Source organism: Microcystis ichthyoblabe FBCC-A1114 (genome assembly GCF_050500245.1).
Classification (GTDB): domain Bacteria; phylum Cyanobacteriota; class Cyanobacteriia; order Cyanobacteriales; family Microcystaceae; genus Microcystis; species Microcystis ichthyoblabe_A.
In genome coordinates, this window is sequence record NZ_CP191408.1 from 768,225 (window position 1) to 781,824 (window position 13,600).

General features: G+C 43.4%; 12 protein-coding genes and 1 pseudogene. 7 read left to right on the forward strand and 6 right to left on the reverse strand.

Features of this window, described 5'->3' with window-relative positions; translation table 11 throughout:
- Positions 1 to 48: 48 nt before the first annotated feature.
- A complete protein-coding gene (gene metK / locus ACQY1Y_RS03610) occupies positions 49 to 1,299 on the reverse strand; it encodes a methionine adenosyltransferase (RefSeq protein WP_002736829.1) in 1,251 nt (416 codons plus the stop codon).
- Positions 1,300 to 1,624: 325 nt separating this feature from the next.
- Between metK and pcrA the strand changes: the two genes are divergently transcribed.
- From pcrA to ACQY1Y_RS03640, 6 genes are all read left to right on the forward strand, one after another.
- Positions 1,625 to 3,946, forward strand: a complete 2,322-nt coding sequence (gene pcrA, locus ACQY1Y_RS03615; protein ID WP_430013999.1) for a DNA helicase PcrA — start codon at positions 1,625 to 1,627, stop codon at positions 3,944 to 3,946.
- Between the two features lie 377 nt (positions 3,947 to 4,323).
- The gene (locus tag ACQY1Y_RS03620; RefSeq protein WP_024969366.1) at positions 4,324 to 4,758 is read left to right on the forward strand and encodes a CAAD domain-containing protein; all 435 of its coding nucleotides are present in this window, start codon (positions 4,324 to 4,326) and stop codon (positions 4,756 to 4,758) included.
- An 891-nt stretch (positions 4,759 to 5,649) separates the two neighbouring features.
- Positions 5,650 to 5,883 carry a hypothetical protein gene (locus tag ACQY1Y_RS03625; RefSeq protein WP_002737131.1) on the forward strand — a complete coding sequence of 78 codons (234 nt, stop codon included), beginning with the start codon at positions 5,650 to 5,652 and terminating at the stop codon, positions 5,881 to 5,883.
- A 116-nt stretch (positions 5,884 to 5,999) separates the two neighbouring features.
- On the forward strand, positions 6,000 to 6,203 hold the full coding sequence (locus ACQY1Y_RS03630) for a type II toxin-antitoxin system HicB family antitoxin (protein ID WP_002737783.1): 204 nt from the start codon (positions 6,000 to 6,002) through the stop codon (positions 6,201 to 6,203).
- Positions 6,200 to 6,406 carry a type II toxin-antitoxin system HicA family toxin gene (locus tag ACQY1Y_RS03635; protein ID WP_002737289.1) on the forward strand — a complete coding sequence of 69 codons (207 nt, stop codon included), beginning with the start codon at positions 6,200 to 6,202 and terminating at the stop codon, positions 6,404 to 6,406. Before ACQY1Y_RS03630 ends, ACQY1Y_RS03635 begins: the two co-directional genes overlap by 4 nt.
- Before the next feature lie 107 nt (positions 6,407 to 6,513).
- Positions 6,514 to 6,801 carry a shikimate dehydrogenase gene (locus tag ACQY1Y_RS03640; protein ID WP_430014000.1) on the forward strand — a complete coding sequence of 96 codons (288 nt, stop codon included), beginning with the start codon at positions 6,514 to 6,516 and terminating at the stop codon, positions 6,799 to 6,801.
- A gap of 174 nt (positions 6,802 to 6,975) precedes the next feature.
- On the opposite strand, the gene ACQY1Y_RS03645 is transcribed toward ACQY1Y_RS03640, so the two are convergent.
- The 5 genes and pseudogenes from ACQY1Y_RS03645 to ACQY1Y_RS03665 form a co-directional block, all read right to left on the reverse strand.
- The gene (locus ACQY1Y_RS03645; RefSeq protein WP_157404800.1) at positions 6,976 to 7,068 is read right to left on the reverse strand and encodes a PEP-CTERM sorting domain-containing protein; all 93 of its coding nucleotides are present in this window, start codon (positions 7,066 to 7,068) and stop codon (positions 6,976 to 6,978) included.
- A 27-nt stretch (positions 7,069 to 7,095) separates the two neighbouring features.
- Positions 7,096 to 7,554 (reverse strand): annotated as a pseudogene (locus tag ACQY1Y_RS03650) (choice-of-anchor R domain-containing protein); the annotation flags it as partial.
- A gap of 623 nt (positions 7,555 to 8,177) precedes the next feature.
- On the reverse strand, positions 8,178 to 9,803 hold the full coding sequence (gene groL, locus ACQY1Y_RS03655; protein ID WP_430014001.1) for a chaperonin GroEL: 1,626 nt from the start codon (positions 9,801 to 9,803) through the stop codon (positions 8,178 to 8,180).
- Between the two features lie 46 nt (positions 9,804 to 9,849).
- On the reverse strand, positions 9,850 to 10,161 hold the full coding sequence (gene groES, locus ACQY1Y_RS03660; protein WP_002737272.1) for a co-chaperone GroES: 312 nt from the start codon (positions 10,159 to 10,161) through the stop codon (positions 9,850 to 9,852).
- Positions 10,162 to 10,845: 684 nt separating this feature from the next.
- Positions 10,846 to 12,114: a DNA methyltransferase gene (locus tag ACQY1Y_RS03665; RefSeq protein WP_430014002.1), complete on the reverse strand. Its 1,269-nt coding sequence runs from the start codon at positions 12,112 to 12,114 to the stop codon at positions 10,846 to 10,848.
- Between the two features lie 182 nt (positions 12,115 to 12,296).
- Between ACQY1Y_RS03665 and ACQY1Y_RS03670 the strand changes: the two genes are divergently transcribed.
- Complete coding sequence (locus tag ACQY1Y_RS03670) at positions 12,297 to 13,568, forward strand: dihydroorotase (protein WP_430014003.1); 1,272 nt, start codon at positions 12,297 to 12,299, stop codon at positions 13,566 to 13,568.
- The last annotated feature ends 32 nt before the right edge of the window (positions 13,569 to 13,600 follow it).

Below are 13,600 nucleotides of genomic sequence, written 5' to 3' on the forward strand. Positions count from 1 at the left end.
AGCCTTAAACTCTACTCCTCAATCAAAAATTGCAGTTAATTTCTAACCCTATACTACCACAGAAGTCAAAGCTTCTTTGAGGATAGCGGCTTTATCGGTCTTTTCCCAGGGTAAATCGAGATCATTGCGACCAAAATGACCATAAGCGGCCACATCTTGGTAAAAACGCTCGCCTCTTTCACTGGGTAAACCGCGCAGGTTAAAGGTTTGGATAATACCGGCCGGACGGAGTTCAAAGTATTTATTGATTAAGTCCAGAATCACATCATCAGCGACTTTGCCAGTGCCAAAGGTTTCCACGAAGAGACTCACCGGACGAGCTACCCCAATCGCATAACCCACTTGAATCTCGCACTTATCGGCCAAACCAGCAGCGACGATATTTTTGGCCACATAACGGCAAGCATAGGCCGCAGAGCGATCGACTTTGGTAGGATCCTTACCGGAGAAAGCGCCGCCACCGTGACGAGAATAGCCACCGTAGGTATCGACGATAATTTTCCGTCCCGTTAATCCCGCGTCGCCTTGGGGTCCACCAATGACGAATTTTCCGGTGGGATTAACCAGATAACGGGTGTTGGCATCGGGTTTAATCTCTAAATCGCTGAAAACTGGCTCTACTACCGCTTTCCAGAGATCACTTTTAATCTTTTGTTGGACGAGATCATTATCAGTGATATCGCCGATAGTAGCATCGTGTTGGGTAGAAACAAGGATAGTATCGATACCCACGGGACGACCATTTTCATAAATGACCGATACTTGCGTTTTACCGTCGGGACGCAGATAGGACAGTTCACCGGTTTTTCTGACTGCCGCTAGACGGCGAGCGATGCGGTGGGCTAAACTAATCGGTAAGGGCATAAATTCGGGGGTTTCATTGCAAGCGAAACCGAAGACAATACCCTGGTCTCCCGCACCAATTTTATCGAGTTCATCATTGCTGAGAAGTTCGCGATTTTCCTGAGCAGCCGTGACCCCCTGGGAAATATCGGGAGATTGTTCGTCTAGAGCGACTAAAACGGTGCAACTATTCGAGGAAAATCCGTTATCGGCGTTGATATAGCCAATTTCAGCGATTTTCTTGCGAACTAAATCGACGAAATGAACCTGTGCTTTCGAGGTGATTTCACCAGTAATCAAGACTAACCCTGTATTGACAACCACTTCAGCCGCTACACGGCTGTGGTCATCTTGGGATAACAGAGCATCGAGAATGGTATCAGAAATCTGGTCACAAATTTTATCGGGATGTCCCTCTGTAACCGATTCGGAGGTGAACAAATAACGTTTAGACAAGTGATGTCCCTCACATGGTAGTACATTTGAACGCAAAAAGATTCCAAGAAATCTTTGATAATACAGTGTAACAGGGAATTTGTAGAGATCAAGTATTTTCAATAAGAAACCGCCCGAACATTGTCCGGACGGAGTGTGGTGTGAGGAGTGAACGGAAACTTTCGTCTCCGCTAATTCCATTGTAGAGGACAACTTAGAATCTTGAACGACTTGAAACAAACTGGCCCAAAAAATTTTTATCTCTCGAAGGGGTTGACTAATGAGCGATACCTGTCTCGATGATGTAGCCTGAGTAATAGAGGTCGCAGAGCTATATGCCAAGATTATGACAGTCACAGCCGATTATTTAGAACAACTCAATCCTTCTCAGCGCATTGCTGTGGAGCATTTTTGCGGCCCCTTGTTGGTGGTTGCTGGAGCAGGATCGGGAAAAACTAGCACTTTAACCTATCGTATCGCCCATTTGATCCGTCATCACGGGGTCGATCCGGAAAATATTCTCGCGGTCACTTTTACCAATAAGGCGGCCCGGGAAATGAAAACGAGAATTGAAAAAACTTTTGCTCAACAAAAAGCACAGGAAAAATACGGTCAAAGATTAGAACTTTTGGAAGAATACGAACAGAAAAAACTCTTTTCTCAAGTTTATCGGAATTATACTAAAAAACTCTGGATTGGAACTTTTCACAGTCTTTGCGGTCGAATTTTGCGCTATGACATTAATAAATATCAGGATGAATATGGTCATAGTTGGCAAAGGAATTTCTCAATTATGGACGAATCTGATGCCCAAAGTTTGGTAAAAAATATCGTCACTAAACAAATGAATTTAGACGATAAAAAATTTGACGCTCGCAATCTACGTTATGCGATTAGTAATGCCAAAAATTTAGGTTTAACACCCACAGATTACGCCAGAGAAAACCCTCATTTTCGGGGAAAGGTCATTTCTGAGGTTTATCAGGCTTATCAGATGCAATTGGCACAAAATAACGCCCTAGATTTTGATGATTTGATACTGGTTCCAGTTCGTCTTTTTCAGCAAAATGAATCTATTCTCGGTTATTGGCACACGCAATTTAAGCATATTTTAGTCGATGAATACCAGGATACTAACCGGATTCAGTACGAGTTAATTAGGCTTTTGTCCACCAATGGTGAAACGAAAAAAAGTGAGTGGAATTGGACGGATCGATCAATTTTTGTGGTGGGTGATGCCGACCAATCTATCTATAGTTTTCGGATGGCGGATTTTACTATTCTGCTCAATTTTCAAGCGGACTTTGGCGATGGTTTACCCGATGATGATACTCGCACGATGGTGAAATTACAGGAAAACTATCGTTCACGGGAGAATATTCTACAAGCGGCTAATAAATTAATTGAAAAGAATAGTCAAAGAATCGATAAAGTCCTTGTTCCCACTAGAGAAGGGGGCGAGATTATCTATGTTTTTAAAGCCAGGGATGAACAGGAAGAAGCGGCTTTTGTTATCGATAAAATTCGAGAATTTACCCAAGAAAATCCCGAATTAAATTGGGGTAGTTTTGCCATTCTCTACCGAATTAATGCCCAATCTCGTCCCTTTGAAGATGGGTTAATTCGCAATAATATTCCCTATAATATTGTCGGGGGATTTAAATTTTATGATCGACAGGAGATTAAAGATGCGATCGCTTATTTACGAGTGATTGCCAATCCTGCTGATACCGTTAGTTTACTGAGAATTATTAACACTCCCCGACGCGGTATCGGTAAAACCACAATCGATAATTTGCTCAAAGCTGCCCAAGAATTAGGAGTACCTTTATGGGAAATTATCAGCGATGAAACTTCCGTTAATACTCTCGCCGGTCGTGGGACTAAAAGCATCAATAAATTAGCTAAAATTATCCAAAACCTGCAAGAAAAAATCACCGATTTATCTGCTAGTGAAATCCTAGATAAAATCATGGAAGATTCGGGATATATTGATGAATTAAAACAGCAGGGAACCGAGGAAGCTGATACCCGGATCGAGAATATTCAAGAATTGTATAGCGCTGTGGTACAATTCCAAGAGGAAAACGAAGAAACCAATCTCCAGGAATTTCTCGCTAGTGCTAGTTTAGCCTCGGATTTAGATAATCTTCAGGAAGGTCAAGAAAAAGTCTCGTTAATGACCCTTCATTCGGCCAAAGGTTTAGAGTTTCCTGTCGTCTTTTTAGTCGGTTTAGAACAGGGCATTTTTCCCCATAATCGTAGTTTAAACGATCCCATTGCCCTTGAGGAAGAACGCCGTTTGTGTTATGTGGGGGTGACTCGGGCCAAGGAACAATTATTTTTAACCTACGCAAAAGAAAGATACGTCTGGGGGAATAAAGAGATGAAGGTAGCTTCCCAATTTTTGCAGGAATTGCCCCCAGAATTGCTCACAAGCAACCTGAAACCGAAAAAGACCCCAAAAGTGGTTCCTATGGAAAAAACTGTCTCTGATCAAAGAAAATGGCAGGTAGGCGATCGAGTGTTACACTCTACTTTTGGAGAAGGAGAAGTGACCCATATCCTCGGTACGGGCAAAAAAATGAGTCTAGCGGTCAAATTTTCGGGTTTAGGTCAGAAAATCATCGATCCTCGCACCGCACCCATGCAACTTATCCAGGAATAGGTAATCATCTGTAGGGTGGGTTAGGCGAAAAATAAGTTATAATCTCACTAAAAATTGAGTATTCGCCGTAACCCACCGGCTTTTTACTACCTATTTCCTCACTGATAACTGATTACTGTTCACTGATAACTGACATCCCCCCGATTCCTCAACTCCGATCGCTACCTGCTGTTAGAATAGAGAATTGCGGTCAGACTGACGATAAAATTGAGAAGCTAAATCCTTGATTCTTAATAGTTGTTGAGAAACTTTCCGCCTACTATCGCAATTATCCGATAATATGGGCAACAGCGAGTTAGTCTATTCAGTCTGTTAAAATTGACCCCCGTTGGTCGTATTCGCGCACTGTCTAACCTTTATGATGAGGATCAGTTAATATGGAATCAATGCAACCCACCGAAACACAAAATCCGATTAGAACAGATTTACCCGGGTCTCTGAGCAAACCCAGCAGCAGCAGCACCGAACAGATTTGGTCTGAATATGTAGAACCAGTGTGGGATTCGGTAATGTCCTATCTGGCTAATGTCCCCGATTATATCGGTAGTTTCTTCTCTGGATACAAAAAACCTTTAATCGTTCTGGGGGCAATTTTAGCGAGTTTTGTCACCGTGAAAGTTACCCTAGCGGTTTTAGATGCGATCGATGATATTCCCCTCCTTGCTCCTATCCTACAATTAGTTGGGATCGTTTACACTGGTTGGTTTGTCTGGCGCTATCTGCTCAAAGATGAAAATCGTCGCGAGTTATTAGCCGAAATTGATGCACTAAAAGCGCAGGTTTTTGGCAGTCACAATAACACTTTATCTTAAATGTCGGGGTGAAGACCCTCGGTTTTACCGACGGGATGAAACCCCGACCAGTATAGAAACAGCGAAGCACAACTAAAACTCTGCTGTTTTAAGATAATTTGTGCTAAAGTGAAAGCAAGCGGAAAGTCAGATGTGTAGTCGTGGCACGCGAACTGACCGTTGTAAAAAGGCTAGTGTCACCAACTCAAAAAGGTTGACCCAATACCTCACTGCCCTCTAACAAAAAATATGGCATAGGTGGGAGATAAAAATAATCAAATAGGGTAGGGCATACCCGAATTTAAGCTTGGGGAGTAGTCCACAAGAGTGCTTGCCTTATAGGTGTAGTCGGACTAGACATGAAAATGTAAGACCAAAATTAGCATTGCTAGTAGAGGCAAGATTCAGCCCAAGAATCCCTCGGTTTTACCGATGGGAGTGTCAAAGAATCAAGCATAGATAACCAAGGAGTTGAGCGGAAACACTCAACTCTTTTGTTTTTGCACAAGAGCTTATACTATAGCGTTTTTCAGTCTAGTGAGGTACAAAAGTTATGGGTTTTAGGCAAAAGGCAAGAGGCAAAAAGCAATAGGGAGAATAAATAATCAGTTTTTAATAGCCCGATTTAGTATTAGCCACTTTCTCAGGAAATTCAGTTACTTTTGCTTTGATCTATTGATTATTAGTCGAAATATCCACCAACGCTGGGGGCAGTGGGTTTTTCTTTGTTATAAGAGAGAGGAAACGGCAACGATTATCAGCCTACAATAGTACTAGGCGATCGAATGTTCCCCAAAATTCAGATGAGTCAATTAAAATCAATTTCTGGGAAAAGGTTTGCCAAAATTTGAGAACCTCATTGAAAATTCAAGGTAGCCATCACATTTACTGTATTACTCGTTAAGACTGTCTATGAACCATCGTCAACAATTAATTCAAGAACTCGAACAAGCACCTGATGATCTAATAGAAACCGTGTTAGATTTTTTACATCGAGTTCAGGCAACAGGCAACAATCATCCTCTGGCAAAGTTTTCAGGCATTTTAAGCGATTCAGAGGCACAAGAACTACAACAAGCCATTAAAACAGAATGTCGTCAGTTGGTAAGGATTGCATCACCTACAAAAACAGCCTACAATATTTAGACTAAATCCAGTTATTGAAGACTGATTATTTACACAACCCCGTAGAAATGTTAGATTTTAGGAGTGGTAATAATTATCTATCCATCCCTCCCATTGATCGATCTAGGAGATAAGCAATGAAAATGAAAGTTATCGTTCACGAGGCGGAGGAAGGTGGCTTCTGGGGGGAAGTCCCGGCGCTCCCCGGCTGTGCCACCCAAGCAGAAACTTTCGAGGAACTACTAGAGAATTTACACGAGGCGATCGAAGGTTGTCTATCCATAGATGTGGAATCCTTGCCGACCGATCCGAAAACTCGGATTCTAGAGATAGCGATATGAAATCGATTTCTGGGAAAAAGTTCGCCAAAATTTTAGAGCGTCACGGATGGGAATTATTGAGAATTCAAGGTAGCCATCACATTTACTGTCAGCCAGATAATCCCACCCGTATCTCTGTGCCGATTCACGGAAATCAGGATTTAAAAATCGGATTACTCAAGCATTTTTTGAAACAAGCGGGACTTTCTGAAGAAGATATTTGATCAATGCGATCGCTGTAATTCCGTCACTCCCGAAAGATCGCAGAATTACCAATAACGATTATCAGCCTACAATACCACTAGGCGATCGAATATTCCCCGAAATTCAGATGAGTCAATCCCCCGTCACCAATTCCCTAGAAATTATCCTGACAAATATCACGGAAAAATTAGACTCTTTACAGAAAGATTTCACCGATCTAAAAGTAGATATGGCCGAGGTGAAAACCGAACTCAAAAGTATTGATAGGCGATTGGAAAAAGTAGAGGGAACACAGGACGCTTTAATTCAGGATGTATCGGACCTTAAGGGAGCAAAATCGTTGATTATTCCCGTGGTAGTGGCAGTATTAACCAGTATTCTGACTTTACTGGTGCGATCGATCCCTAATCCTTAAAAGTTTCCCCGTTTGTATAGTAAATTCGTAGGTCGGGTTGAGGCAACGAAACCCGACATAAATCCTCGGTGGTTGGGTTTCACTCTGTTCAACCTAACCTACAGCTTAAAAGCTTCCCCCCTGCCCCCCCCGACATCGGGGGGGTTAGGGTAGGTTGATTCATGAATCAACCTACTATCCTTCGTTCCGACGACCTTTAACCCCCAGTAAACCCAATCCGAACAGGGACAACGCCGCGATCGCACTAGGTTCGGGCGTGCTGGCCACTGGGCCGGTTATCTCGGTTGCGTTGATCTGGAAACTGTTGAGAACGGAACTGTTACTGAAACTCCCTCCACTGTTCTCACTAAACCGGTTTCCCGATAGCGTCGCGATGCCCGTCGGGGTTATACCCGGATTAGAAGCGCGCCAGCTGAAACTTCCACTGGTGCTGGTAACGTATAACCAGTATTTAGTACCGGCGGTAAACGTGAGGGGGCCAGTGGGAGTGAAGGTGTAGTTAAAGGTTCCCAATCCTTGAGGGGTGGGATTGGTGAAAGTGGCGAGGACGGTACTGCCCGGATCGCTACCCCCGACATCATTGCGGATCTGGACGAGGGGAGCCTCTCCACTCTCGTAGTTCTGGAGTCGCAGGATGGCGTTGTCGAGGCTGTAATTGTTACCCGCAGGCAGGGTGAAGGCGAGCGCTTTTAAGATGCCGGTGTCAATCCGAGTCTGATTATTATCATTCGTTTGTGGGAGATTCCCGATCAGAACCGCCGCGCGGACAGGGTTTACCCCCCCCCCATTAGTACAAGTGAACTACTAATTCCCGCTAACACCAAAGACATAGGTAAGGTTTTCATGATCTCTAAAAAAGTTCAGAAAGATTGCCTTAATTATATGGCAGCCGTCTCTTCTGTACGACCATTGATTATTTATAGTTATCATTTATCGTCTGGTATGATATTTAATCCTATAGGGTGTTGACAAAATGGCTAGAAAGTGGTAAGCAACATCGGGCAGTTTCTGGTCGTGCCAAGTGCGATTCCTTTAGGGAAAGGGTAATAGATCCTCGGTGGTTGGGTTTCACTCCGTATTAACCCGAAGTGATGTTTTTTTATCAAAAAAAACTCGATCGCAATTAAGCGATCGAGTCGAGAAAAAACAGACTAATTAGGGCTTGCTGAATAAAGGTGAAATGTAGGCAAGGTAAGGGTTTTGTGGCTTTTCTCGCGAAACAGGTGCAAGATTTTGAGAGAATCGTGCTTCAAAACCTTGCGTCTTCATCGGCCCGCGTCCTGTAGGGGCGAAGCATTCGGATAAAAAATCTACGGTTTCACCGATAGGTTATTGCCCGAATGCTTCGCCCGTACTTTTTCAGCAAACCCTAATTATTAATAGTCGAAGTCACCACCGCCGGCGGGAGGAGCGGATTTTTCTTTTTCCGGTTTATCCACAACAATACACTCGGTAGTTAAAACCATACCGGCGATAGAAGCGGCATTTTGTAGGGCAGAACGAGTCACTTTCGCGGGGTCAACGATACCCGCCTCAAACATATCGGAGAACTCACCGGTAGCGGCATTATAACCGACATTAAAGGGCTTCTCTTTCACCCGTTCGGCAATAACTGCACCGTTTTGGCCGGCATTTTCAGCGATCCGTTTTAAGGGGGCAGCAATGGCGCGAGAAACGATTAAAGCACCGGTTAATTCTTCATGCTGGAGGGTTTCTTTGGCCCAGGTTTCCAATTGGGGAGCCAAGTGAGCTAAAGTAGTACCACCCCCGGGGACGATACCTTCTTCTACGGCTGCTTTAGTGGCGTTAATTGCGTCTTCTAGGCGCAATTTGCGGTCTTTCATTTCCGTTTCCGTAGCGGCACCGACTTTAATCACTGCCACACCCCCGGCTAATTTAGCCAGACGTTCTTGCAGTTTTTCTTTATCGTAGGAAGAATCAGTTTCCTCGATTTGACGGCGAATTTGCTCACAACGGGTTTTCACTGCCACGTCGTTGCCTTCGGCGACGATGGTGGTGGTATCTTTGTTCATGGTGATACGACGGGCCGTACCTAAGCTGTCAATTTTGGTGGTTTCCAGTTTTAAACCCGCATCTTCGCTGATTACTTGACCACCGGTTAAGACGGCGATATCTTCTAACATCGCTTTTCTGCGATCGCCAAATCCAGGAGCTTTCACCGCAGTGACGTTAAGAACACCGCGCAGACGGTTAACCACTAGGGTTGCCAAAGCTTCTTTTTCGATGTCTTCGGCGATAATTACTAGGGGTTTGCCTTGACGGGCCACTTGTTCGAGAATAGGAACCAAATCCTGTACTAAACCGATTTTTTTGTCGGTAATCAGAATAGCGGGATCCTCAAAAACGCATTCCATGCGCTCGGTGTCGGTGACAAAGTAGGGAGAGATATAACCTTTGTCAAAACGCATCCCTTCGGTGATTTCTAGTTCGGTGGTCATCGATTTCCCTTCTTCTAGGGAAATTACGCCTTCTTTGCCGACTTTATCCATGGCCGAGGCGATCATTTGACCGACTTCATCATCGTTACCGGCAGAGATAGCGCCCACTTGTGCGATCGCTTTGGAATCTTCTACGGGTTTCGCGTGTTTGGCGATTTGACTGACGAGGAAATCGGCAGCTTTATCGATCCCTTTTTTCAGAGAAATCGGGTTAGCACCGGCGGCGACGTTGCGTAAACCTTCTTTAACGATAGCGTGAGCGAGAACGGTGGCGGTAGTAGTACCATCACCCGCTACATCGTTGGTTTTTGAGGCGGCTTGGCGAATTAAAGCCACACCGGTGTTCTCGATATGGTCTTCCAGTTCGATTTCTTTAGCGATGGTGATGCCATCATTGACGATTTGGGGTGCGCCAAATTTCTTTTCGAGGACGACGTTACGACCTTTGGGACCAAGGGTGACGGCTACCGCTTCGGCCAGATGATCCATGCCTTTTTCTAAGGCGCGACGAGCATCTTCGTTGTAGATAATAGATTTAGCCATAATGTATCGTTATTCGTGCAAAATAGGGGTTTTCAAGGGTAAATGATTAGGAAACGGCGGCGAGAATGTCTTTTTCGGAGAGGAGAACGAATTCTTCGCCACCAAGTTTGATATCGGTTCCGGCATATTTGGAGTAGAGAACTTTGTCACCCACACCTACTTCTACAGGGGTACGGCTACCGTCATCGTTGCGTTTGCCGGGGCCGACGGCCACGACTTCCCCGATTTGGGGTTTTTCTTTAGCGGCGTCGGGAAGGAAAATACCACCGGCGGTTTTTTCTTCGCTGGGACTAACTTTGACGAAAACTCGATCGCCTAGGGGTTTAACAGTAGTTACGTTGATGCTGACTGCAGCCATGGAATATCCTCCGTTTCTTTTGTATTTGGGTAAGTGTCTTTTCCAGATTAGCACTCTTACCTTCCGAGTGCTAATTTACCGAAATACGAGGCCCCCTGACAACTGCTCGATCGGTACGGGTTTCCGAACTATGGTGTTAAGCTAGGGTTTGCGGCAAAAAGTTTGTTGGTGGGTTTAGGAGTCGGTGGTCGGGAGAATTAAGAATAAGCATTAATCGATTAAATGCTTCATTTAGGCATTTTATGCAGTTTTATGTCTATTTTTGTCATTTTTGAACTCTCAAGAATTAATTATGCAAGAACTCTATTATCAAAGCGCAAGTCCCTAAATGTTTACCCAAGCTGCAATCGCCGAACCTCAAGGGCGATCGCTATCTCAACGATCGAAGCCTGTTGTTTACATAAGTAGTCGTGCAAAATTAATTTCCTAGTCGAGACAGGAGACGGGAGACGGGATAAAGCTATTAGGGATCGGATTTGAGTTTTCAGTTCTCTGTTTGCTCACCACCACAGAAGTCTGACGGAGTAGTGGCTTAGATGTGTAATTAATTGTGCTTAGATACATAGTTTTTTACACATAATATAGGGGTTCTCGTACCTGTACGGCACACTTAAAGTTTTGCTGATTAAGCTTTTCAAGATCGAGAATGTACCTTTTGTGAATGGGAAACGCTATAAACTAGACCTACCTTTTCTCTAAGATTAGTAAATATTCGGATTTCATGCCATCAGGATTTTTATTCTTGCGAGATTTGAATAACTGTCTGGTTTTAATTCTATCCTCAAAGACGGTATTAAAAATAAAGCCATTTTCCTGAAAATATTCCCCTAATATTCGCCAAGTTTCTACTTCCACTCCATCCACTTTCGGATTACCCACAAAAATGCAAGCTTTCCCAGCTTGTTTTAATTTTCTGGTGGCATTTTCTAAAGCGTTGATGGTGTGACAAAAATAGGAATCGAGTATTTTATGTAAATTCTCTTTCTCTAAACTTGATCTCACTCGATTTAAGGTTTCAGTTTCGATTAATCTGGTAGCCTGTCGGTAGGGAATTTCTAGCTTAGAGATTTTTTGCACTTCTTTTTCTGTATATCCTAACCAATATAAATCTAGTTTTGCTGTTCTGATATATTCCTGTGCTTGCAGATAGGGGGGGGAACTAATTAAACAATCTAACTCTAGATTTTGCTCGATCTCAAAAGTGGCACTATCTACTCCTCCATAAAAAAGCACCTGATTATAATTGCGCCAAGTTACGGTAATATATTGATTGACGCTAGTTAAAGTTTCAAAACTCATCTCTTTAATCGTTCGTTTTAATTCCTCTTGCCAATCTCTTTGTAATAGTTCTTGTATATCTGATTTTTTGTATTTCGATTGAAATAATTTTGGTTTCGTATGTTCTGCATAGGAAAACTGTTTACTAACTTTCACTAAAACCGCTTGAATGATCTGGGAATACAAATCAGTTTCTAGATTTTTTTGACCTGCCCAAAGTTTCTGTAAAACTACTAAAATATCCTCTGGATACCAATAGTTTAAATTTGACCACTGAGGGATAAATTTATCCTTGCTGGCAAAAACTTCTAAGATTTTTTTATCTAACTCTGAGTAACTCAATGGTTCTTGGTGTTCTGTGATCTTAATCGGGATAATATGGTTTAAAAGATAATTCAGGTCAGTTAAAACTGCATTTCTTTGACAAAGTTTAGCCTCTAAACCCACCGTACCTGAACCCGCAAAAGGATCGATAATCCAATCATCCTTTTTACTGTAATTATCAAGGCAAAATCTCACCACTTGGGGAATAAATTTGGCAGGATAATAATAGATGCTGTGGGTTAGATAACTGGTGCTGGTGATTTCTGGCACTAAATCTCGAAAAGAAACTAATCGCGGGGTTCCCTGATTAATTTCTTCTAAATTATTAGAATCGAAAAGTTCTAGTTGCATGATTCGGCTATCAATTCTCCCTAGGGTAGGCCAGCCAATTAAAATAAAGATTAAAACCGTAGTCGATCAATATTCTAACTTATCGTCCCCCAACCTAACCGACAACTCAGCTTTTTTGCTTTTTACTTTTTACTTAACGTGATATACTGCCAAAGGAAAAAATGACGTTTTAATTAGTCTGCGTGAATAGCCAATCCTCGACAATTATAGAACAGGTTAGAGTCCTTGACCCCCTGACACAAACCGATCGCATTGCCGATGTCTGGATTGAGGAGGGGGTAATTAAAGCGATCGAATCCCAGCTTCCCCCAAGAGAAAATAGTAACTATATTTCTGGTCAAAACTGTATTTTTGCTCCCGGATTAGTCGATCTCTACAGTCATTCCGGGGAACCCGGCCACGAGGACAGAGAAACCCTCGCATCTTTGCTCAAAGCGGCCACGGCCGGAGGCTGCACCCGGGTGGCAATTCTCCCCAATACTCTCCCCCCTCTCGATCACCCCGCACTTATTAGCACATTACAGGAAAAAAGTCAAGGGTTTTTTGACTCAAAATCGACTCGTCTGCATTTTTGGGCAAGTCTCACCCTAGGAAGACAAGGGCAAAAAATGACCGAATTAGCCGATTTAATGCCTGTAGCGGTGGGTTTTACCGATAATCGCAGTCTAGAAGATTTGGGACTGTTGCGGCACTTATTGGAATACCTAAAACCCTTCGGTCAAAATATCGCCCTTTCCCCCGTAAATCAGCAATTAAAGGGTAATGGAGTCATGCGCGAGGGAGAAACCTCGATTCGCTTCGGTTTACCCGGAGATCCTGCTATTTCTGAAACCACTGCTTTAGCCACAATTTTAGAAATCGTCGGCGAAATTAATACACCTGTTCACATCATGCGAATTTCTACCCGTCGAGGAGTGGAATTAATTCGCGAGGCAAAAATGCGGGGATTGCCGATAACCGCTAGTGTGACGTGGTTGCATCTCCTCTTAAATACAGGATTGATCGCCAGCTACCATCCCAGTTTACACCTCGCTCCACCCTTGGGCAACGAAAGCGATCGCAAGGCGTTAATTGCGGCAATTAAAGAGGGAATTATCGACGCAATCGCGATCGATCATCGTCCCTATACCTACGAAGAAAAAACCGTCTCTTTTGCAGAAGCACCCCCCGGCGCGATCGGGTTAGAATTAGCTTTACCGCTACTCTGGGAAAAATTAGTAATAACCGGGCAATTATCAGCTTTACAATTATGGCAAGCGCTTAGTCTCAATCCCTGTCATTGTTTACAACAAAAACCGGCATCTCTCAACCCGGGTAATCCCGCGGAAGCAATTCTTTTTCATCCCCAAGCAAGCTGGAAAGTAACGGCAAATAATCTTCACTCCCTCAGTCATAATACTTTCTGGTTAAATCAAACAATTACGGGAAAAGTCTTAGAAATGTGGAATTTTTAAAGGGTGGCCAATTTCTATCTTGAGACTCTCCT

Bases quoted from the DNA above. Each gene is read 5' to 3' on its own strand.
- ACQY1Y_RS03635 (WP_002737289.1), top strand. From the start codon at position 6,200: ATGAAATCGATTTCTGGGAAAAAGTTCGCCAAAATTTTAGAGCGTCAC.
- ACQY1Y_RS03665 (WP_430014002.1), bottom strand. From the start codon at position 12,114: ATGCAACTAGAACTTTTCGATTCTAATAATTTAGAAGAAATTAATCAG.
- ACQY1Y_RS03625 (WP_002737131.1), top strand. From the start codon at position 5,650: ATGAACCATCGTCAACAATTAATTCAAGAACTCGAACAAGCACCTGAT.
- ACQY1Y_RS03640 (WP_430014000.1), top strand. From the start codon at position 6,514: ATGAGTCAATCCCCCGTCACCAATTCCCTAGAAATTATCCTGACAAAT.
- groES (WP_002737272.1), bottom strand. From the start codon at position 10,161: ATGGCTGCAGTCAGCATCAACGTAACTACTGTTAAACCCCTAGGCGAT.
- ACQY1Y_RS03630 (WP_002737783.1), top strand. From the start codon at position 6,000: ATGAAAATGAAAGTTATCGTTCACGAGGCGGAGGAAGGTGGCTTCTGG.
- pcrA (WP_430013999.1), top strand. From the start codon at position 1,625: ATGACAGTCACAGCCGATTATTTAGAACAACTCAATCCTTCTCAGCGC.
- ACQY1Y_RS03620 (WP_024969366.1), top strand. From the start codon at position 4,324: ATGGAATCAATGCAACCCACCGAAACACAAAATCCGATTAGAACAGAT.
- groL (WP_430014001.1), bottom strand. From the start codon at position 9,803: ATGGCTAAATCTATTATCTACAACGAAGATGCTCGTCGCGCCTTAGAA.